Below are 19,266 nucleotides of genomic sequence, written 5' to 3' on the forward strand. Positions count from 1 at the left end.
AACCATTAAATAATTAATAGCACCACCGGATTTTTATCCCGGGAAATATAAAATTACAATGCCAAATAACGATTTAAACTTTGCGGATAAGGTAGAGATAGCTGCTAACAACACGAAAGCCCCCTTAAACGGGTTGAGGGTAATTCGCGTTTTTGCTCCTGCAACCGTTGCTAATGTAGTTTGCGGTTTCGATGTATTAGGTTTCGCCGTGAACGAGCCTGGCGATGAGGTTGAAATGCGTTTGACGGAGACGCCCGGAGTAGTTATTAAAAGCATCTCGGGCGATGATGGCCGCTTACCTTTGGATGCCGCTAAAAATACTGTAAGTGCGAGCGTTCAGCATTATTTACAACACATTAACCGCTTAGATGTCGGCGTGGAAATAAAACTGCATAAGAAAATGCCAATCGGCAGCGGCCTGGGTTCAAGTTCGGCTAGTACTGTTGCCGGTTTATTCGCCATCAATAAGTTAATGGGCGATTTATTATCACCAAAAGAACTGGTTCCTTTCGCAATGAAAGGTGAGGAACTGGCATGCGGCTACGGACATGCAGATAACGTGGCGCCGGCAATTTTAGGCGGCTTTGTTTTGGTGAGAAGCTACGACCCTTTAGACGTAATTTCCCTGCCAACACCTGCCGGAATGTATGCAGCAATTGTTTATCCTGAAGTTGATGTACCTACAAAAGATGCCCGCCAAATGATTAGAAGTAAGGTTTTGTTAAAGGATGCCGTTACGCAATGGGGAAATGTGGCGGGTTTGGTGAGTGGTTTATTTATGAACGACCTCGATCTCATCGGCCGGAGCATGAAAGACGTTCTTGTTGAACCGACACGCTCAATCCTGATACCTGGCTTTGAAGAAATGAGGGCCATTGCTATGGAAAATGGCGCTATCGGTTTTGGGATATCCGGGTCTGGACCTTCTGTTTTCGCCCTCGCAAAGGATGAAGAAACTGCGAGAAAAATAACTAAAGCCCAACAACAACATTTGCATAAAATTAATATCAACAGCAAAGCGTATGTATCTTCCGTTAATGCCCAGGGACCAATCGTAATCGAGTAAATATTATTTGACAACAGCTGATGTAATCTTATCAGGTAGAACTGAAAACTTAAACATGAAACTATATTCAACCAATAATAAAGATTTACGTGTTTCTTTTAAAGAGGCCGTTTTTAACAGTATGCCACAGGATAAAGGCTTATACATGCCTGTGGATATTCCACAAATAGACGCAGACTTCATCGAAAATATCCACCAATACACTCTGCCAGAAATTGCTTATAGAATAGCCTCTACGCTGTTAAAAGATGAAATTCCTGCTCAGGATTTAAAAACGCTTGTTGAAGATGCCATCAACTTTGAAGCCCCGGCTGTAAAATTAGATGACAATACTTTTGTGTTGGAGCTTTTCCACGGTCCATCATTGGCTTTTAAAGATTTTGGCGCTCGTTTTATGAGCAGAGTAATGGCTTACTTTTTAAAAGATGGTGAGCAGTTGTTGGATGTTCTGGTAGCAACTTCGGGCGATACCGGCGGTGCAGTGGCGCTTGGCTTTTTAGGCGTACCGAACACACGGGTAACAATACTCTATCCAGAGGGAAAAGTTAGTCCGATACAAGAATTGCAATTAACCACAAACGGTAAAAATATTAGGGCTATCGAGATAAAGGGTACTTTTGATGATTGTCAGGCGCTAGTTAAACTGGCTTTCGCTGATGAGGAACTGAACGCAAAGTTCCGCCTTACATCTGCCAATTCTATCAATATATCGAGGTTAATTCCGCAGACATTTTACTATTTTAACACGTACGCACAACTAAAAAAACAAGGCTTTAAAGAAGTTGTATTTTCAGTTCCAAGTGGAAACTTTGGCAACATCGGCGCTGGCTTACTTGCCTATAAACTAGGTTTGCCCGTTAAACAATTTATCGCCGCAACCAATGTAAACGATACGGTACCAAGATTTCTGGAGACAGGCGTATATGAGACGAGGCCATCTACACAAACGTTCTCAAACGCGATGGACGTTGGTGCGCCAAGCAACTGGATACGCATCATGGATTTATTTGCGGGTGATGTTCAGAACCTCAAAAAACTGGTAACTTCTTATCGGTTTACGGATGATGAAACGTTAGCTGGCATCGAAGAAATTGATTCGAAATATGATTATGTGGCTTGCCCGCATACTGCAATTGCCTACTTAGCGATTGAAAAGTTTAGAGCAGAAAATCCCCAGGATAAAAGTGCGGCGGTATTTTTATCTACGGCTCACGCCTGCAAATTCCCTGATATCTTCCCCGAAAATATCGCTGCAAAGATCGAAATCCCAGAGCAAGTTAAAGCTTTGGAAACCCTGCCGAAATATGCAGATAAGCTTGGTGCAGATTTTAAAGGCTTTAAAAGTTACCTGATGGATAAGGCCTAGATTTTCAGATATTTAACATAATTATATTTCGTTCTGAGTAAAAAAAATATAGATTTGAATGTCGCCTTCTACTGAAATAATTTTCAAGCTATGGTGAACACTTTTGCAATCCCTAATCGCTCTAAAAATGACGACAGTTGATAGAAGATACGATCTTTCTCACCAGGAATTCATCGAAAAATATCAGAACACTGGCACTCCGGTGATCCTCGAAAACGCGACAGATGCATGGGGAAGAGACAAAATGTTTACACCCGATTTTTTTAGAAAAAACTTTGGAGATAGAACAACAACTTTTGCTACCGAGCAATACTCTATCTCCGAAATTCTCGACTTAACGGAAAAAAGCACACTGGAAAACCCAGCACCTTACCCTGTTAAGTTTAATATTCTAAAACAGTTGCCAGAATTGTTATCTTACTTCGACCCGCTGCACATGAATTTGTGTACGCCAAACTGGTTAAAAGCTAAAGCATTAAAGAACAAACTTTCCAACGGAATGGACTTACACATTGGTGGAGTTGGAAATGCTTACGAAATTCATAAAGACACCTACCACGTTCATGCGTGGCTTATTCAGCTTTACGGTGAAAAGGAAATTATTGTTTTCCCGAGAGAACAGCAAGAGCTGATGTATCCGGGAAAAAGTGGTTTACTGGCCTCGAGGTCTCCAATAAACATCATGAATCCTGATTATGAAAAGTACCCAAATTTCAAGAATGCGACACCAATTAAATCAATTATAAAAGCGGGCGAGGTTTTCTACATACCCAGCGGTGTTTGGCATACAACCAAAGCATATGGCCAAAACATTTCAACAATAATGGACCAGATGAATGCCACAAACTTTAAGGCTTGGCGAAACGATGTTTACAGCTACAAGGCTTTCTACGATAAAAAAAGGGCAATGATTGATTATCTGGCCGCAAGCTGCATTGGCGCCGGTTGCAAAATTGCAGACAAAATTGGTGTCAAAATAGAATAATGCTTTAAGCTTACTTTTTATTGAAATGCCGGTTGAGCTGAATTATTTCGCTCTAGCTTTCAAAACTCACTTATTTTCAAATTCTTTTAACACATCTTCAATCCGTACCTCACTTTCATTACCCGTCCTATCTACCGCGGTGACGGCTATCGATTGTAAATTTTGCTTGATTAATTTAGCTTGGTCTGCAAAGATTGATTTTTGAACCAGCAAAAACCTGCTCTTGTAATTAAGAATGGTATAGTTCCACTTTCCGCCATAATTAGTGTATACGATGTATTTAAAGTCATCACTTTTATTAGCAGGTTTCCATTTAATGTATAAGTCTGCTTCCCTGTTTTCAACCTCTACTTTAGGTGATAGAGGCTTTTCGTTATCCAGCCAGGGTGAAGCTGGAACCAAAGCTTCCTCCTTGTAAGGACCCTTTAGCAAATCATTTCTTAAACTTTCGTGTGTTAGCAATGCGGCAATACTCCAATGTGCAGCACCAGGTGATTTCGGTAAAATACCCCTCGTAATCATAATCTGATTTATAATTTCATCGCTGTTTTTTTCACCACCGCCAATGCCGCTGTTCATTCCGGGCCAAAGATGCCGCTGTTTTGTATTTTCAGATTGCCACCAGCCCAGCAAAACGGGAAAACTTTGTGGAATATTATTGACCTGCCAATAGAGTTGCGGCATAAAATAGTCAATCCAACCTTCGTTAAGCCAAAGTTTTGCATCAGCATAGAGTTTATCATACTGATCAAAACCTTTTATAGATGCCGGGAAGCCTGGCCTCCAGATCCCAAACGGACTAACGCCGAATTTCACATATTTCTTTTCTTCTTTTATCGTTTTGTAAATTCTTTGAATAAATACGTTTACCTGCTCGCGGCGCCAGTCGCCACGTGCCAGCTTACCACCGGCCGCCTGGTATTCGGCATAACTTTCAGCATCCGGAAAATCTTCACCGCCATTATATTCCGCATATGGATAAAAATAATCATCGAAATGAACTCCATCTATATCATAGCGCCGCACAATATCTTTAACCACCGCTGCAGATAAATCTTGCGTTCCTTTTTTCGATGGATCAAGCCACCAATAACCTTGTTTAAGTTTATAAACGAGTTCGGGGTGTTTTTTTACCACTGAGAATTCTGATGGTTCGCCACCGGATATGTGATGTGCTCGGTAGGGATTTAACCAAACATGCAGTTCTAAGCCTCTTTCGTGTGCTGCTTCTACCCAAAATTCTAACGGATCATAATACGGTTTCGGCGCCTGCCCTTGCACGCCGGTTAAGAAATACGACCAGGGTTCCAAATTACTCTTGTACAAGGCATCTGCTTGTGGCCTAACCTGAAAAATAACGGCATTGAAATTATTTTTCTTCAGTATGTCTAGTAAAGCAATTGCTTCGTCTTGCTGTTGCTGAGTAGACAAGCCAGGCTTACTCGGCCAGTTTATATTAGCAACTGATGCAACCCAGGCAGCACGAAATTCTCGCTGTGGCTTCGGTATTTCTGGTTGAACGATCTGTTGACCTGTTGAACGAAGTGCAAAACAGATCAATACAAGTAAAAAGACTAAATTATTTCTCATAACAAATAAAGGAAAATAAACGTAAGTCAATTATTTCGCTTTGAATGTAACAATTTATTTGTTTTTGAAATAAAAAAGGCCGGAATTTGATGTTCCGGCCTCATAATCAGCTTAAAATTTATCTGGTATTTTTTTCTTTTAAAGCATTCAGCTCTCGCTTCAGCTCTTCAATTTGCGCTTGCTGTTCTTTTATGCTACCAACCAAAAGCGGTATTAAGCTTTCATAATCTACAGTTGAAACTGTGGCAGTTCTGGAAGCATTTTTTCCAACTGTGTAATCTTTAGCTTGCCTTTTAATCAGTTCTGGAAAAATTTTTTGAACGTCTGCCGCTACAAATCCGTAATATTCTTTATCGGGTATTGCCAGCTTGCCTACCCATTTCGCATCGTAATTGAAGCTTACCGGCTGTAGCTTAGAAACCAGAGAAATCGAATTATTTATGGGCTGGATATTGGTTTGCGCAACTTCTTGTGCGCCGACTTTTATAGATGCGGAAATTAAAAATACCGCAAAATAGAATGAAATTGCTCGTTTCATATCTTCAGAATTTATTAAAATGAAAAAATGGATAATTGACTTCCTTTAACAGAAGTATGGTTTTTTAACTAAACGGGGCGGACGGCGGAGGGGTTAATACCTCTGGAAAATAAGCTAGTTTATTAAAATATTGGAGGATATTTATTCGCTTTGTATTTGCCGCAACCGCTGCAATATTTTCAACCGTGAAGAAGTCATGATTAACACATTCCAATTCCACCTTCTTCTCCTCCTTTTCAGTTGCATCGTCTGTGGAAGATGTATTTTCAATAGGAGCGGCAGAAAACTTCAGGCAAGATGAGAGATTGCCGGCCTTGATAAAAATGGCGAGCGTGACAACAAAAATCAATAATAATTTAAGTTTAATCAACTTCATGCTAACAAAGATAGGCTATAACACTTAGTAAACAGCCAAGCCTTCGTTAAATTTCTGTAAGAAAAAATAAACGAGATGCACAAAATTTTTGCAACGTCATCCTGCGTTGCAACGTTATATTAAAAAATAGCCTTTGCAATTCTTTTTGTTTGCTCAGGTTTACCCATAGTGTAAAAATGCAACACGGGTACTCCAAAATCCATAAGTTCTTTACATTGTTTAATCATAGCTTCTGTACCAATTTCCTTAGCCTCCGCATTACTTTTCGCATGGCTTAAGGCATCAGTTAAGTCTTCCGGTAAATCGATGTGAAATATTTTAGGCAGAACATTAAGTTGGCTGAGTGTACTAATAGGCTTTAAACCCGGTATAATTGGCACATTAATATCGTTTTCCCTGCATTTCTTCACAAAATCGAAATACTTTTGGTTATCAAAAAACATCTGAGTTACAATAAACTCTGCACCCATATCTACCTTTTTCTTCAGAAACCTGAAATCTGTATTTAGGTTTGGCGCTTCAAAATGTTTTTCAGGGTAACCGGCAACGCCGATGCAAAAATCACTCTTAAAAGTTTCTACATCCTCATGGAGAAATTTGCCGTCGTTATGGTTTTTGATGTGTTCAATTAAATCTGTAGCATAGCAATGGCCGCCTTTTGTTGGTATAAATGCCGAATCTGCCGCACGTGCATCGCCTCGTAGCGCCAAAACATTATCTATGCCTAAAAACTGCAAATCAATTAATGCATTTTCCGTTTCTTCTTTCGTAAAACCGCCACAAATTAAATGCGGCACAGCATCGATTTTATATTTATGAATTATTGCTGCGCAAATTGCAATTGTACCAGGGCGTTTTCTGTAAGAAACTTTTTGCAATAAACCGTTATCCTGTTCTTTGTAAATGTAATCTTCTCTTAAAGAGGTAACATCAATAAAAGGTGGATTAAACTCCAGCAAGGGGTCTATCGCATCATAAATCCACTGAATACTTTGCCCTTTTATTGGTGGTAAAAGTTCGAAAGAGAACAAGGTTTTACCTTTTGCATTTTTTATATGTTCTGTAATTTTCAATTTGGTAAAAGGTTTTGGGTTAAAAGTCTGGATGATTATTTAGCCAACTTTTGATAATAATTTATAAATCCGTTAAGTAATTTTCTAATCGTTGCAAGTTAGAGCGTCAATTTCATATTCACATCATTCAAAAAACCTAATTTAAACAATGGTATAAGTTCGTTTCAATTTCGTGAATAATGCCTCTTTCGAGATAAAAAGACGGTATATTCATTCTCTATTTCCAGTTTAACTTGCAACCTTTAACGCACAACTTGTAAAACTAATAAGCTAAGTTAGGCGATAGCCATCGCTCTGCTTCCTCAATAGTCATCCCTTTTCTGGTTGCATAATCATCCACCTGGTCTTTCGTAATCTTACCCAGGCCGAAATACCTCGATTCGGGATTTGCGAAATAAAAACCACTTACCGCGGCAGTAGGGTACATGGCGTAGCTTTCGGTTAGGCGCAGGCCAATCTGGTTTTCAGCATCAAGCAAAGCAAATAAAGTTCCCTTTTCGGTGTGCTCCGGACATGCCGGGTAACCTGGCGCCGGACGAATGCCAGCATATTCCTCTTTAATTAATTCCTGATTACTTAAATTTTCATCCTGAGCGTAGCCCCAGAATTCTTTTCGCACACGTTCGTGCATGCGCTCGGCAAAGGCTTCGGCTAACCTGTCAGCAAGGGCTTTTGCCATGATGCTATTGTAATCGTCATGGTTATCCTCAAAAGCTTTCACAAGTTCATCTATACCGATACCAGTAGTTACCGCAAAGCAACCAAAATAATCCTGAATGCCGGATTCTTTTGGCGCAATGAAATCTGACAAGGCGTGATAAGGCTGTCCGTCGACTTTTTCGGCCTGCTGACGGAGGGTATGTATTTTAACCGATTGCCCTTCGGCACCAGAAATTTGCTGGCCTTGCGCATCGTAATCGGACACCCGCAGCTCGATATCATCTCCTACCGCATTTGCCGGCCAAAAACCGATTACGCCTCTTGCGGTTAGCAATTTTTCATCTAAAATCCGTTTCAGCAAAAGCTGCGCATCATCAAAAAGCTTTCTAGCTTCGTCGCCAACATTCTTATCCTCAAAAATCTTTGGGTAGCTGCCCCGAAGTTCCCAGGTGTGGAAAAATGGTGTCCAATCGATATACGGAACCAGTTCTTCCAATGAATAGTTATCAAAAACTCTCGTGCCAATAAATTCAGGCACGGGTAAGTCTGGCTTAAAGTCTATCTTAAATTTATTAGTCCTTGCTTCTTCCAAGGTTTTAAAGCGTTTATCAGAACGCTTATTCAAATGTGCTTCGCGTGCTTTTTCATACTCAGCTTTAATGCCAGCAACATAATCATCTTTTGTTTCAGGATTCATCAAAGTGCTGCAAACCGTTACGCTACGAGATGCATCTAAAACGTGTATCGCCGGACCAGAATAATTAGGAGCAACCTTAACGGCCGCATGTATACGCGATGTTGTTGCGCCACCAATTATCAATGGAATCGTAAATCCCTCCCGCTCCATTTCTTTCGCGAAATGAACCATTTCATCTAAAGAAGGCGTAATTAAGCCACTAAGGCCAATAATATCTGCATTTATTTCTTTGGCTTTTTTGATGATTTCCTGTGCCGGAACCATCACGCCCATATCTACAATTTCAAAGTTGTTACAGGCGAGCACAACGCCCACAATATTTTTCCCAATATCATGAACATCACCTTTAACAGTTGCCATCAAAACTCTTCCTGCTGATGAATTCTGGTCTTGATCAGGATTATCTAGCTTCTCCTGCTCAATGAAGGGCAGCAGGTAAGCCACCGCTTTTTTCATCACCCGGGCCGACTTTACAACCTGAGGCAGGAACATTTTTCCAGCTCCGAACAAGTCGCCGACAATGTTCATTCCATCCATCAGCGGACCTTCAATAACCTGAATTGGCCGGGGATATTTCTGACGTGCCTCTTCGACATCATCATCCAGATATTCAACAATACCTTTAACCAAGGCATGGGATAATCTTTCCTCTACCGGAGCCTTTCGCCACTCTTCATCTTTAACAATCTCTTTTCCTTTGGATTTTACGGTTTCGGCGTACTCAACCAATCGCTCGGTTGCATCTTCCCTGCGATTTAAAAGCACATCTTCTACACGTTCTAAAAGTTCTGGCGGAATCTCCTGGTAAACTTCGAGCATACCTGCATTTACAATGCCCATATCTAAACCCGCCTGGATGGCATGGTAAAGAAATGCGGAGTGCATCGCTTCGCGGACGACATTGTTACCTCTAAAAGAAAACGAAATATTTGAAACGCCACCACTTACTTTAGCGTGAGGGAGGTTTTCTTTTATCCACCGGGTTGCATTTATGAAATCGACAGCGTAGTTATTATGCTCCTCTAAACCTGTTGCTACAGTTAATATGTTTGGGTCAAAAATAATATCCTCTGCAGGGAAGCCAATTTCGTGTACCAAAATATCATAACTTCTTTTGCAAATTTCTTTTCTGCGCTCGTAATTATCTGCCTGGCCCTGCTCATCGAAAGCCATTACAACAACGGCAGCACCATATTGCATAATTTTGCGGGCACTTTCGCGAAATTTATCTTCGCCCTCCTTTAATGAAATGGAATTTACAATTCCTTTGCCCTGCAGGCACTTTAACCCATTCTCAATTACCGACCATTTAGACGAATCGACCATAATAGGCAGCTTTGCAATATCAGGTTCGGAAGCAATTAGGTTCAGGAATTTAGTCATCGCAGCTTCCGAGTCGAGCATTCCCTCATCCATGTTTACGTCGATAACCTGGGCGCCACCTTCAACCTGCTGCAAGGCAACAGCAAGGGCGGCCTCATAATCGCCACCTAAAATCAGTTTCGAGAATTTTGGCGAACCTGTTATGTTTGTTCTTTCGCCGATGTTTACAAAAATACTTTCAGGTGTTATGGTAACGGGCTCTAAACCGCTTAAACGCATGAAAGGCTCAATTTTGGGTATTTTTCTTGGCGATGCCTTACGGGCGTTTGCAGCAATACAGCCAATATGGTCTGGCGTGGTGCCGCAGCAACCGCCAACAATGTTCACAAATCCAGAGGCTATAAAATCATCAACAAGATGGGCAGTTTCGTGGGGTTGTTCATCGTAAGCACCAAACTCGTTTGGCAAGCCGGCATTTGGATAAGCTGATACATAACATCCTGCCTTAGCAGCCAGTTCTTCAATATGGGGGCGCATTTCTTTGGCCCCAAGTGCGCAGTTAAAACCAATACTTAAGGGTTTTGCATGCATTACAGAGTTTAAAAAAGCTTCAGCTGTTTGTCCGGAAAGTGTTCTCCCTGACGCATCGGTAATGGTTCCCGAAATCATAATTTCGAGTTTTCGACCAATTACCTCTTCGTATTTTTTAATGGCAACTATAGCCACCTTAGCGTTTAGGGTATCGAAAATGGTTTCAATTAGCAGCACATCAGAACCGCCATCTACCAAACCACGAACCTGCTCGTAATAGGCAGCTTCCAATTCGTCGAAATAAACAGCTCTAAAACCAGGGTCGTTTACATTTGGCGACATAGAAAGGGTGCGGTTCGTTGGGCCAATTGCACCAGCAACAAAGCATTTCCTGTCCGGATTTGCTGCCATAAATTCTTCGACCGCCTGTTTAGCAACACGAGCACCCTCGAAACTCATTTCGTAGGATAGATCTTCCATCTGGTAATCGGCCATGGAAATGCGTTGCGTACTGAAGGTGTTTGTTTCGATAATATCTGCGCCAGCATCAAGGTACTCTAAATGTATGGCTTTAATAATATCGGGGCGGGTAATGTTAAGCAAATCATTGTTGCCCTTTACATCACAGGGATGGTTTTTAAACCGTTCGCCCCGAAAATCTTCTTCGGTTAAAGTATAGCGCTGAATCATAGTGCCCATCGCACCATCAATCACCAAAATACGCTTTTCTAATTCTTCTCTAATGCTCATACTAGTATTTAGTAGTTAGTATCGAGTATCAATACATTCGACACGAGATGTAACTACGTTTCGACCCAATATGCAATCTGGAATTTATCGAAAAATACCCTAGATTATATACTAAGTACCAAAAAAAGCTTATTTAAAAAGTTGGCAATTAATTACCTTCCAAAACTTATCTTCTCTCGCTACTGCTGAGATTAGAATTTAGCACCTTGTTGGCACAGGTTGCTAAGACATCGTTGGGTCTAATCCCTCCGTCTTTCTTAATAAGCGTACAAAAATGCAACAAAGCAACATCAATTCCAAAAATTATCGTTTAGCAACCAAATAAAATTACAAAGGCCACGCAAAGTTGCATGGCCTAAAGAATATTGTTTTGTGTTAGACTTATTTTCTACTTCCAAAAATGCGAAGTAAGAAAAGGAATATGTTCAAGAAATCAAGGTATAAAGACAACGCGGCTACGATTGCCATTTTTTTCGACTCTACAGCTAATACTTGTTCGCCACTAGCCTCAATTCCTTCGCCAATACGCTTAATTTTTTGAACATCATAAGCAGTTAAAGCAGTAAAGATTGCTATACCAATGAAAGCCATTATCAAACTAAACTGCTCGCTTTGAATAAACATGTTTACCACGCTTGCTATTACCAAACCGATTACGCCCACCATCAAAATCGGGCCGAACTTACTCAAATCGATGTTTGTAGTGTAGCCCATTATCGCCATAATACCAAAAATACCTGCTGCACCTGCGAAACAGCTCACAACCGACCCTGAAGTATATGCAAGCAAAATAAAGCTTAAGCTTATACCTGTTAGCACTGAATAAAGTACAAAAACACCTACTAAAGCCGGTAAAGATAGTCTGCTTAAACCAAAGCCCATTAGCAAAACCAACCCAAGCGGTGCAAACATGGCAACGTAGCCGAAGATGGACATTCCAACTTTTCCGGTTTCTGGATTGATAGTCATTAGGTACTGCATTAACTGTTCGTTAGTGCCGAAAAGATAAGCAGCCACAGTTGATAAACTCAATGCTACAAACATCCATAAAAAGACATTTGCAAAGAATTTTTTGGAAACAGAGCCTTCTTGTACGAAAACACTGTTGTCCTGATATTGATAATTTTGTTGATCCATTTTTGTTTTGTGTATTTAAATTATATAAAAATAAATATTTTAATTCAATCTTTTTGTCAGCAATTCTTCAACTTTTTTAAAGAATTGAAGTGGTTTCAAAGTGCGCCAGGGCATATTATCGAAGGCACCTCCAAAGTTAATGTAATAATCGATACTGTTTTCCTTAAACTCTCTTATTACATGTTCCTGAAAGTTTACCCCAACAATCCAGCCGTCTTCAACTTCCTGAAACCATTCTTCGTAATAGCTATCATCTGAAGCGTGGAAATTTAAAATATTTTCACCTATCAGGATAAATTTATTGATGCCTTCATCCATCATCAGTTCCAGAATGTCCCGCTTCAAAAGCATTATATCGTTGTTAATGGCGTCGTTCCATTCCCCGATAAATTCGATAACAGCATAGCTCCTGTCGTAATCGGTAAAAAGCACTTTCATGTAAAGTGTATTAGAGCCAAATTCATCCCACTGTGGATGTAACAAAAAATTATATATCTGTTTATCGAAATATAATTCAGAATACTCGGTATTGTAGAAAGGTGAACGATCGTCTTCTGCCGAAATGTATTCATCTCTCCACTGGTAATAAGGCTCTATTTCGTGCATTTTCTATCTTTATTGAATAAGTGATTTTTGCATGAAAAAGTTTTAATTGAGCGAATCGTATTCACAACCGGCCAATAAAATTCGGGCTTATGTGCGTACACTTATTGAACAATTTTATAACCCAATCATTATAAATTTATCACCTAATCTTTCCCTAATAAGGTTACTTTTGCCCCGCTTCTACCGCCTTGCGAACGCTTCCATAACGGTTCAGTAAATCTGCAGCATTTTCATATTCAATGTTCAATTCATCGGCTACCATTTGCGTTCCGCGATCTACAAGCTTATTATTGGTTAACTGCATATCAACCATTTTATTGCCAACCACACGGCCCAGCTGAACCATAACTGTGGTACTCAGCATATTTAAAACCAATTTTTGCGCTGTTCCTGATTTCATTCTGGTAGAGCCGGTAATAAACTCCGGGCCAACTACAACTTCAACAGGGAAATCAGATTCTGCCGCTATCGGCCCACCTGTATTACAAACAATGCAGCCGGTTAAAACGCCAATTTTGCGGGCCGTATTTAAGCCGCCAATTACGTACGGCGTTGTGCCTGAAGCCGCTAAGCCAACCAGGCAGTCTTTTTCATTAATGTTGAATTCCTGCAAATCTTTCCAGGCTTGTTCGGCATCATCTTCTGCAAATTCTACAGCTTTTCTAATCGCTGTATCTCCACCCGCAATAATACCCACAACCCAATCGAAAGGAACGCCATAAGTTGGCGGACATTCAGATGCATCCACAACACCTAAACGGCCGCTGGTACCCGCACCAATATAAAACAAACGCCCACCTTTTTTCATTCTTTCGGCAACTGCCGATGTAAGTTTTTCAATCTGAGGCAAACATTTTTCAACTGCAAAAGCAACAGTTTTATCTTCATTATTTATGCCTTGCAGCACTTCCAAAACAGACATTTTCTCTATGTTGTTATAATTGGATTCGTGCTCAGTAACTCTGTCCATAATTTTAATTTTGATAAAATTCGGTAATTTCTTTTTAAAATCTACCCTAAAAATCCAAAAATATCGATACCTGAATTTTGCTGCGTTAATAATTGTTAAATATTAGAAACAAAAGACGATAAAAAGCAGTTAAAAAATTAATCAACCCGCTAATTTTCATAAATTTGCACAACGTCGATGAAAAAAAATACCCGCAATAACATCCTGATTGCTTTGAGCTATTCATTAATTTTGATAGTCGGGATGTTTTTGGGTATAAAATTTATTAAAGACCAGGGATTTGGCGTTGAGAGAAGTCCGGCCTTAACTGCAAAAAATTCTGACAAGCTCGACGAAATTCTTCATATTATCAATGGCAACTACGTAGATGATATCAATACTGATTCGTTACAAAATTTGCCTATAGACAGTGTTCTGCATCAGCTGGATCCGCACAGCGTTTACCTCCCGCCGGCTAATGCTCAAGACATGCAAAATGATTTGGAGGGTAACTTTGAAGGTGTAGGCATTGAATATTATATGCTAAACGATACCATGATGGTTACCGGCGTTATTAAAGACGGACCTGCTTATCAGGCTGGTATAAAACTCGGCGATAAGATTTTAAGTATTGATACAGCAGTTGTTAGTGGCCGCAAATTACCTAAAGACCAACTCAGCGGCCGTTTTAGAGGTAAAGCAGGCAGCGGTGTAAACGTACTTTTAATGCACAGCGGAAGCCAGTTGCCTAACCGCGTAATGGTAACAAGAGGCAAAGTAAATATTAGCAGTATCGATGCCGCTTACATGATTAATCCAGAAACCGGCTATGTACGCATCAGCAAATTTGGCGCAAATACCGACAGTGATTTTTCTAGTGCTGCAGCAAGCTTGAAGGCAAGAGGAATGAAAAAACTTATCCTCGATTTACGGGATAACGGCGGAGGTTACTTTAGTGCCGCCACAGGCCTCGCCGATCAGTTTTTGCCAGAAAACAAACTTATTGTTTACACGCAGGGTAAGCATGAACCACGTACAGATTATTTCTCGACCGGCACCGGAGCCTTTCAACAAGGAAAACTTGCTATTTTAATAAATGAAAATACAGCTTCGGCAAGCGAAATTGTTGCCGGCGCAATACAGGATTTAGGTCGCGGAATAATTGTTGGCCGCCGTTCTTTTGGTAAAGGGCTTGTACAGGAACAATTCTCTTTTGAAGATGGTTCTGCCTTAAACTTAACAATTGCCAGATATTATACTCCATCCGGAAAAAGCATCCAAAAATCTTATAAAAAAGGTTACGATGCGTACAAACATGAATTAGATGAAAGAATGACAGATGGAGAACTAACCGGCGACTTAACATCTTTCAGAGATTCTGTAGAAAAAAACGGGGGAATAAATTTGTCGCAGCCCAGAAAACCTAAAACAAGTGGTGGCATACAGCCCGACGTTTTTGTGAAGCTGGATACAATGGGTTACAACAAATTTTACAGTTCGTTAGTTAGTAAAAGAGTCCTTTCCGATTACGTATTTAATGTACTCACAAGTAAATATACCGGTGCTTACATCGAACAAAATATTAATGTATTTAACTTAAACGACACGGACTTTAAAGATTTTATCGGCTTTCTGCAACGGAAAAATGTGCCGTTAGACCGCTTTCAGCTGTATAATTCCAAAACAGTGATACTTAACGACTTGAAAGCACTTCTATGCAGATACTACCTTGGCGATGTTGGTTATTACCGTGCCGCCAATCAGAATGACAATGCGGTAAAGCAAGCACTTGCAAACCTACAGTAATTGCTGATTTGCAGTAATTTTAGCTCTTATTAATTCAACCTGCGGGATTTGGAAACTCGAAAATCTATCCTCCCAAATTCGAACTTAAACATGATAGAAACGGAAAGACTCATACTTCACCCGCTTACACACAACCAACTTTTAAAATATATTGCTAATGATAATTCGCTCGAGCAAGAATTGCAATTGCTTCCTTCTGAAAAGAAGATTTCTACTGAGTTGAAAGAGGCTTTGGAGCAGACAATTTTACCCAATGTGCACAATAAGGACAAAAACTACCTGTACAATACTTTGTGGGCATTGATTTCAAAAGCGGATAAAAAACTGATTGGCGATTTATGTTTTGTTGGCGAACCGGATGCGAACGGCGAAATAGAAATTGGTTACGGCACCTATGAAGCGTTTAGGGGAAAAGGATTTATGACCGAAGCAGTTGCCAGAATAATTGAATGGGCGAAGCAACAAGAAGGCGTGAAAATAATTACAGCATCAACAGCGGTTGATAATGTGGCATCGTACGCTATACTGGAAAAAAATAATTTTGTAAAAATTGCTGAAGGTGAGGGTATGTTTACCTGGAAATTAGACCTTCAATAATTAAACTTCGATTTCAAACAGACTTAAACTTATGCCTTCATAATGTTTTGGCAGGCCTTCTGTTTTTTCCATAACAGCAACACCAACATAGTTAAAACCGCAGCCAGTATAATATTCTAATAACTTTTCATTGTCGGCCCAGGTATCCATTCTGATAAACTTAATGCCATTATTAAGGGAAAATGCTTTTGCCCATTTAATAATTTCCTTTACAAAAGCAAGACCTCGAAATTTTGGATGTGTTACAATACGATGGATGTAAATTGAATCCTGATCTTTGTTGCCCCAAATCAATTTATCGTTGAAAGTGACCGCAAAGATACAGGCCGCGGCACCATCTACCAGAATCTTATACTGCCTGTTCTCTGAAATTTCTGTTTCAATTAATGCGCTGCTGAAACCTTGCCAATGCTTATTAAAAACTTTTTTTTGATGAGCAACTGCGATATCGTAAAACTCGAAAATGAGTTCTATATCTGAAATTTGGCTGTTTTTAACCTCGATTTGCATTGTGCGAAGATAAGGATTACGATTTTAAATTATTTAAACCTGATTGAAGCGGAAATACTTTTTGATGAAGTTTGCAACGGGTTCATACTGACAAATCGCAAAAAGATTTTAGCAAAAAGCAGGGCTGCTTTCTCCGATGGAATGCGAACCCTGCTTTTCTGAATATTATAAATTTTAATCCGGCTTACTTCTGTCTGAAATAAATCTGAATCGGCGCACCCGAGAAATCAAAATTCTCTCTAAGCTTATTTTCTATGAAACGCTTATACGGATCCTTAATGTACTGAGGCAAGTTGCAGAAAAACGCGAACATTGGCGAAGTAGCATTAATTTGGGTGATGTATTTTATTTTGATGTGCTTTCCTTTTAATGCCGGCGGTGGAAATTTCTCAATTAAAGGCAACATCACATCGTTTAATTTTGACGTAGGTATTTTCTTGCTACGGTTCTTATAAACCTCGAGCGCAGCCTCAATAGCTTTAAAAATCCGCTGTTTGTTCAAAACCGAAGTAAAAACAATCGGTACATCGGTAAAAGGGCGAATACGTTCCTGAATCTGCTCTTCGAAAGCCTTCATGGTTTGCGTATTCTTCTCAATCAAATCCCACTTATTTACCAAAATAACAATACCTTTTTTGTTTTTTTCGGCAAGGTGGAAAATATTTATATCCTGGCTTTCGATACCTTCCTGCGCATCAATCATCAAAACAACAACATCGGCTTCTTCTAAAGCCTTTATGGTACGCATTACCGAATAAAATTCGAGGTTTTCTTTAACCTTGGTTTTCTTACGCAGCCCGGCTGTATCAATTAACATAAATTCATGCCCGAACTGGTTGTAATGAATTTTAATCGAATCGCGGGTTGTGCCAGCATTTGCCGTTACAATATTACGCTCTTTACCAATTAAGGCATTAACTAAAGATGATTTACCAACATTCGGCCGACCAGCAATGGTTATTTTTGGCAACTGGTTTTCTTCTTCCGGAATATCTTCGAAATGTTTAACTACTTCGTCAAGTAATTCGCCAGTTCCGGAGCCAGTCATTGACGAAAGCGGGAAAACCTCACCTAAGCCAAATCCGTAAAAAGTGCTTATCTCGCTATGTAACGCTGTATTATCAACTTTATTTGCGGTAACAAACACTGGTTTATTGCTTCTGCGAAGAACCTGCGCAATGTCATCATCTAAATCGGTAATGCCGGTAGTTACGTCAACCATAAAAATAAGCACGCTGGCTTCTTCTATGGCAATCATTACCTGCTCCCTGATTGCCGCTTCATAAACATCTTCAGAATTCGCAACATAGCCACCTGTATCAATCACGGTAAACTGCCTGTCGGTCCATTCGGCTGTACCGTAATGCCTGTCGCGGGTTACGCCACTTAAGTCATCTACAATAGCTTTACGGCTTTCGGTTAATCTGTTAAAAAGTGTGCTCTTGCCTACGTTTGGCCTGCCTACGATGGCTATAATGTTACTCATGGTGTGTCTTAATTGATAGTTAATGGCTTATAGTTAACGGTCTGGATGTTCAGCAAGCTGCTTAAACTAATTAGGCTATCAGCCATTGACTATCAACTACTAACCGATTTATTTCGGGCTGCAAAGGTACGGTTAATTATCGTAACCGAAACTTTTTAGGTAGTTCTTTTTACTTCTCCAATCGGGAATTACTTTTACAAACATTTCGAGAAACACTTTTGTATCTAAAAACTTCTCGATTTCGATACGTGCTTCGGTACCAACTTTTTTAAGCATGCTGCCGCCAGTACCAATTAAAATATTTTTTTGCGAATCTCTTTCTACAACAATTTCTGCGGTAATGCGAACCATAGCCCCTTTACCATTTTTCATTTCTTCTTCTTTAAAACTCTTAACGATAACTTCGGTGCTGTAAGGAATTTCTTTTTGATAGTTAAGAAAAATTTTCTCGCGAATAATCTCTGAAACGAAGAAGCGCTCTGAGCGATCCGTCAAATCTTCTTTATCGTAGTACGGTGGGTGTTCGGGCAGCATTTCCAAAACCCTGTCCAGCAAACCATCGACATTATGGTTGTGTAGCGCCGAAATTGCATAAATAGCAACCGGATTTAATTTTTCCTGCCAAAAGGCAATCTTCTCATCAACCTGCTCTTGCAGGGCTTTGTCTATCTTGTTTATCAGAACAATAGTTGGGATGTTTCTATTAAGAATTTTCTCCAAAACATCTTCTTCATCGTAAGCTTCATTAATGTCGGTTACAAATAAAAGTACGTCTGCATCGGTCAAAGATCCGTTCACAAAACTCATCATACTCTCTTGTAAACTGTAAGTTGGCTTGATAATTCCTGGAGTATCTGAGAAAACTATCTGATATTCTGCTTCATTTACGATACCTAAAATACGGTGTCTTGTGGTTTGAGCTTTAGGTGTAATAATGCTAAGTCGCTCGCCTACAAGCACATTCATGAGGGTTGATTTACCTACATTTGGTTTACCTATTATACTTACAAAACCTGCTTTATGCGCCATTAAAATATTTTTTAAAAAAAATTTGCAGTACAAAGAAACGAATTATATCTTTGCATTCCAATTCGGAAACAGAGTTAAGGATTTAATTCAATTGAAAAAACGAGTTGTATAAAGTGCGGGGTGGAGCAGTTGGTAGCTCGTCGGGCTCATAACCCGAAGGTCGCACGTTCGAGTCGTGTCCCCGCTACCAA

General features: G+C 39.9%; 16 protein-coding genes, 1 tRNA gene and 1 riboswitch. Of the genes, 6 read left to right on the forward strand and 11 right to left on the reverse strand.

The window, feature by feature from the left end; all coding sequences use genetic code 11:
• Positions 1 to 58: 58 nt before the first annotated feature.
• The 3 genes from AC0IWT_RS14605 (at position 59) to AC0IWT_RS14615 (ending at position 3,417) form a co-directional block, all read left to right on the forward strand.
• The gene (locus AC0IWT_RS14605; RefSeq protein WP_471797708.1) at positions 59 to 1,066 is read left to right on the forward strand and encodes a homoserine kinase; all 1,008 of its coding nucleotides are present in this window, start codon (positions 59 to 61) and stop codon (positions 1,064 to 1,066) included.
• Between the two features lie 55 nt (positions 1,067 to 1,121).
• Positions 1,122 to 2,432 (forward strand): threonine synthase, encoded by a 1,311-nt coding sequence (gene thrC, locus AC0IWT_RS14610; RefSeq protein WP_471797709.1) that lies wholly within the window; start codon positions 1,122 to 1,124, stop codon positions 2,430 to 2,432.
• 127 nt (positions 2,433 to 2,559) lie between these two features.
• Positions 2,560 to 3,417 carry a cupin-like domain-containing protein gene (locus AC0IWT_RS14615; RefSeq protein WP_471797710.1) on the forward strand — a complete coding sequence of 286 codons (858 nt, stop codon included), beginning with the start codon at positions 2,560 to 2,562 and terminating at the stop codon, positions 3,415 to 3,417.
• Between the two features lie 66 nt (positions 3,418 to 3,483).
• On the opposite strand, the gene AC0IWT_RS14620 is transcribed toward AC0IWT_RS14615, so the two are convergent.
• The 8 genes from AC0IWT_RS14620 to murQ all read right to left on the reverse strand — a co-directional run bounded on the left by AC0IWT_RS14620 (position 3,484) and on the right by murQ (position 13,668).
• Positions 3,484 to 5,007 carry a glycoside hydrolase family 10-like protein gene (locus AC0IWT_RS14620; RefSeq protein ID WP_471797711.1) on the reverse strand — a complete coding sequence of 508 codons (1,524 nt, stop codon included), beginning with the start codon at positions 5,005 to 5,007 and terminating at the stop codon, positions 3,484 to 3,486.
• A 118-nt stretch (positions 5,008 to 5,125) separates the two neighbouring features.
• The gene (locus AC0IWT_RS14625; protein WP_471797712.1) at positions 5,126 to 5,545 is read right to left on the reverse strand and encodes a tail fiber domain-containing protein; all 420 of its coding nucleotides are present in this window, start codon (positions 5,543 to 5,545) and stop codon (positions 5,126 to 5,128) included.
• A 64-nt stretch (positions 5,546 to 5,609) separates the two neighbouring features.
• Positions 5,610 to 5,921, reverse strand: a complete 312-nt coding sequence (locus AC0IWT_RS14630) for a hypothetical protein (protein WP_471797713.1) — start codon at positions 5,919 to 5,921, stop codon at positions 5,610 to 5,612.
• Between the two features lie 119 nt (positions 5,922 to 6,040).
• A complete protein-coding gene (locus AC0IWT_RS14635; RefSeq protein WP_471797714.1) occupies positions 6,041 to 6,994 on the reverse strand; it encodes a methylenetetrahydrofolate reductase in 954 nt (317 codons plus the stop codon).
• A gap of 262 nt (positions 6,995 to 7,256) precedes the next feature.
• Complete coding sequence (metH, locus tag AC0IWT_RS14640) at positions 7,257 to 10,955, reverse strand: methionine synthase (protein ID WP_471797715.1); 3,699 nt, start codon at positions 10,953 to 10,955, stop codon at positions 7,257 to 7,259.
• Positions 10,956 to 11,118: 163 nt separating this feature from the next.
• Positions 11,119 to 11,222, reverse strand: a riboswitch (SAM riboswitch).
• A 114-nt stretch (positions 11,223 to 11,336) separates the two neighbouring features.
• Positions 11,337 to 12,092: a Bax inhibitor-1/YccA family protein gene (locus AC0IWT_RS14645; RefSeq protein WP_471797716.1), complete on the reverse strand. Its 756-nt coding sequence runs from the start codon at positions 12,090 to 12,092 to the stop codon at positions 11,337 to 11,339.
• Between the two features lie 39 nt (positions 12,093 to 12,131).
• Positions 12,132 to 12,698 carry a hypothetical protein gene (locus AC0IWT_RS14650; protein ID WP_471797717.1) on the reverse strand — a complete coding sequence of 189 codons (567 nt, stop codon included), beginning with the start codon at positions 12,696 to 12,698 and terminating at the stop codon, positions 12,132 to 12,134.
• Between the two features lie 163 nt (positions 12,699 to 12,861).
• Entirely contained in the window at positions 12,862 to 13,668 is an 807-nt protein-coding gene (gene murQ, locus AC0IWT_RS14655; RefSeq protein WP_471797718.1) for an N-acetylmuramic acid 6-phosphate etherase, read from the reverse strand.
• A 177-nt stretch (positions 13,669 to 13,845) separates the two neighbouring features.
• Here murQ and AC0IWT_RS14660 point away from each other — a divergent pair, with 177 nt between their 5' ends.
• The gene (locus AC0IWT_RS14660; RefSeq protein WP_471797719.1) at positions 13,846 to 15,453 is read left to right on the forward strand and encodes a S41 family peptidase; all 1,608 of its coding nucleotides are present in this window, start codon (positions 13,846 to 13,848) and stop codon (positions 15,451 to 15,453) included.
• A gap of 90 nt (positions 15,454 to 15,543) precedes the next feature.
• A complete protein-coding gene (locus AC0IWT_RS14665) occupies positions 15,544 to 16,050 on the forward strand; it encodes a GNAT family N-acetyltransferase (protein ID WP_471797720.1) in 507 nt (168 codons plus the stop codon).
• On the opposite strand, the gene AC0IWT_RS14670 is transcribed toward AC0IWT_RS14665, so the two are convergent.
• The 3 genes from AC0IWT_RS14670 to era form a co-directional block, all read right to left on the reverse strand.
• Positions 16,051 to 16,560: a GNAT family N-acetyltransferase gene (locus AC0IWT_RS14670; RefSeq protein WP_471797721.1), complete on the reverse strand. Its 510-nt coding sequence runs from the start codon at positions 16,558 to 16,560 to the stop codon at positions 16,051 to 16,053.
• A gap of 184 nt (positions 16,561 to 16,744) precedes the next feature.
• Positions 16,745 to 18,046 carry a ribosome biogenesis GTPase Der gene (gene der, locus AC0IWT_RS14675; protein ID WP_471797722.1) on the reverse strand — a complete coding sequence of 434 codons (1,302 nt, stop codon included), beginning with the start codon at positions 18,044 to 18,046 and terminating at the stop codon, positions 16,745 to 16,747.
• Positions 18,047 to 18,178: 132 nt separating this feature from the next.
• Positions 18,179 to 19,075, reverse strand: a complete 897-nt coding sequence (gene era / locus AC0IWT_RS14680) for a GTPase Era (RefSeq protein ID WP_471797723.1) — start codon at positions 19,073 to 19,075, stop codon at positions 18,179 to 18,181.
• A gap of 114 nt (positions 19,076 to 19,189) precedes the next feature.
• Between era and AC0IWT_RS14685 the strand changes: the two genes are divergently transcribed.
• Positions 19,190 to 19,265: transfer RNA gene (locus tag AC0IWT_RS14685), tRNA-Met, on the forward strand.
• The last annotated feature ends 1 nt before the right edge of the window (position 19,266 follow it).

This window comes from Pedobacter sp. AC464, assembly GCF_979253075.1.

What these genes read in the sequence shown, in the direction of transcription:
- AC0IWT_RS14605 (WP_471797708.1), top strand. Translation starts at nt 59, where the DNA reads ATGCCAAATAACGATTTAAACTTTGCGGATAAGGTAGAGATAGCTGCT.
- thrC (WP_471797709.1), top strand. Translation starts at nt 1,122, where the DNA reads ATGAAACTATATTCAACCAATAATAAAGATTTACGTGTTTCTTTTAAA.
- AC0IWT_RS14615 (WP_471797710.1), top strand. Translation starts at nt 2,560, where the DNA reads ATGACGACAGTTGATAGAAGATACGATCTTTCTCACCAGGAATTCATC.
- AC0IWT_RS14620 (WP_471797711.1), bottom strand. Translation starts at nt 5,007, where the DNA reads ATGAGAAATAATTTAGTCTTTTTACTTGTATTGATCTGTTTTGCACTT.
- AC0IWT_RS14625 (WP_471797712.1), bottom strand. Translation starts at nt 5,545, where the DNA reads ATGAAACGAGCAATTTCATTCTATTTTGCGGTATTTTTAATTTCCGCA.
- AC0IWT_RS14630 (WP_471797713.1), bottom strand. Translation starts at nt 5,921, where the DNA reads ATGAAGTTGATTAAACTTAAATTATTATTGATTTTTGTTGTCACGCTC.
- metH (WP_471797715.1), bottom strand. Translation starts at nt 10,955, where the DNA reads ATGAGCATTAGAGAAGAATTAGAAAAGCGTATTTTGGTGATTGATGGT.
- AC0IWT_RS14645 (WP_471797716.1), bottom strand. Translation starts at nt 12,092, where the DNA reads ATGGATCAACAAAATTATCAATATCAGGACAACAGTGTTTTCGTACAA.
- AC0IWT_RS14650 (WP_471797717.1), bottom strand. Translation starts at nt 12,698, where the DNA reads ATGCACGAAATAGAGCCTTATTACCAGTGGAGAGATGAATACATTTCG.
- murQ (WP_471797718.1), bottom strand. Translation starts at nt 13,668, where the DNA reads ATGGACAGAGTTACTGAGCACGAATCCAATTATAACAACATAGAGAAA.
- AC0IWT_RS14660 (WP_471797719.1), top strand. Translation starts at nt 13,846, where the DNA reads ATGAAAAAAAATACCCGCAATAACATCCTGATTGCTTTGAGCTATTCA.
- AC0IWT_RS14665 (WP_471797720.1), top strand. Translation starts at nt 15,544, where the DNA reads ATGATAGAAACGGAAAGACTCATACTTCACCCGCTTACACACAACCAA.
- AC0IWT_RS14670 (WP_471797721.1), bottom strand. Translation starts at nt 16,560, where the DNA reads ATGCAAATCGAGGTTAAAAACAGCCAAATTTCAGATATAGAACTCATT.
- der (WP_471797722.1), bottom strand. Translation starts at nt 18,046, where the DNA reads ATGAGTAACATTATAGCCATCGTAGGCAGGCCAAACGTAGGCAAGAGC.
- era (WP_471797723.1), bottom strand. Translation starts at nt 19,075, where the DNA reads ATGGCGCATAAAGCAGGTTTTGTAAGTATAATAGGTAAACCAAATGTA.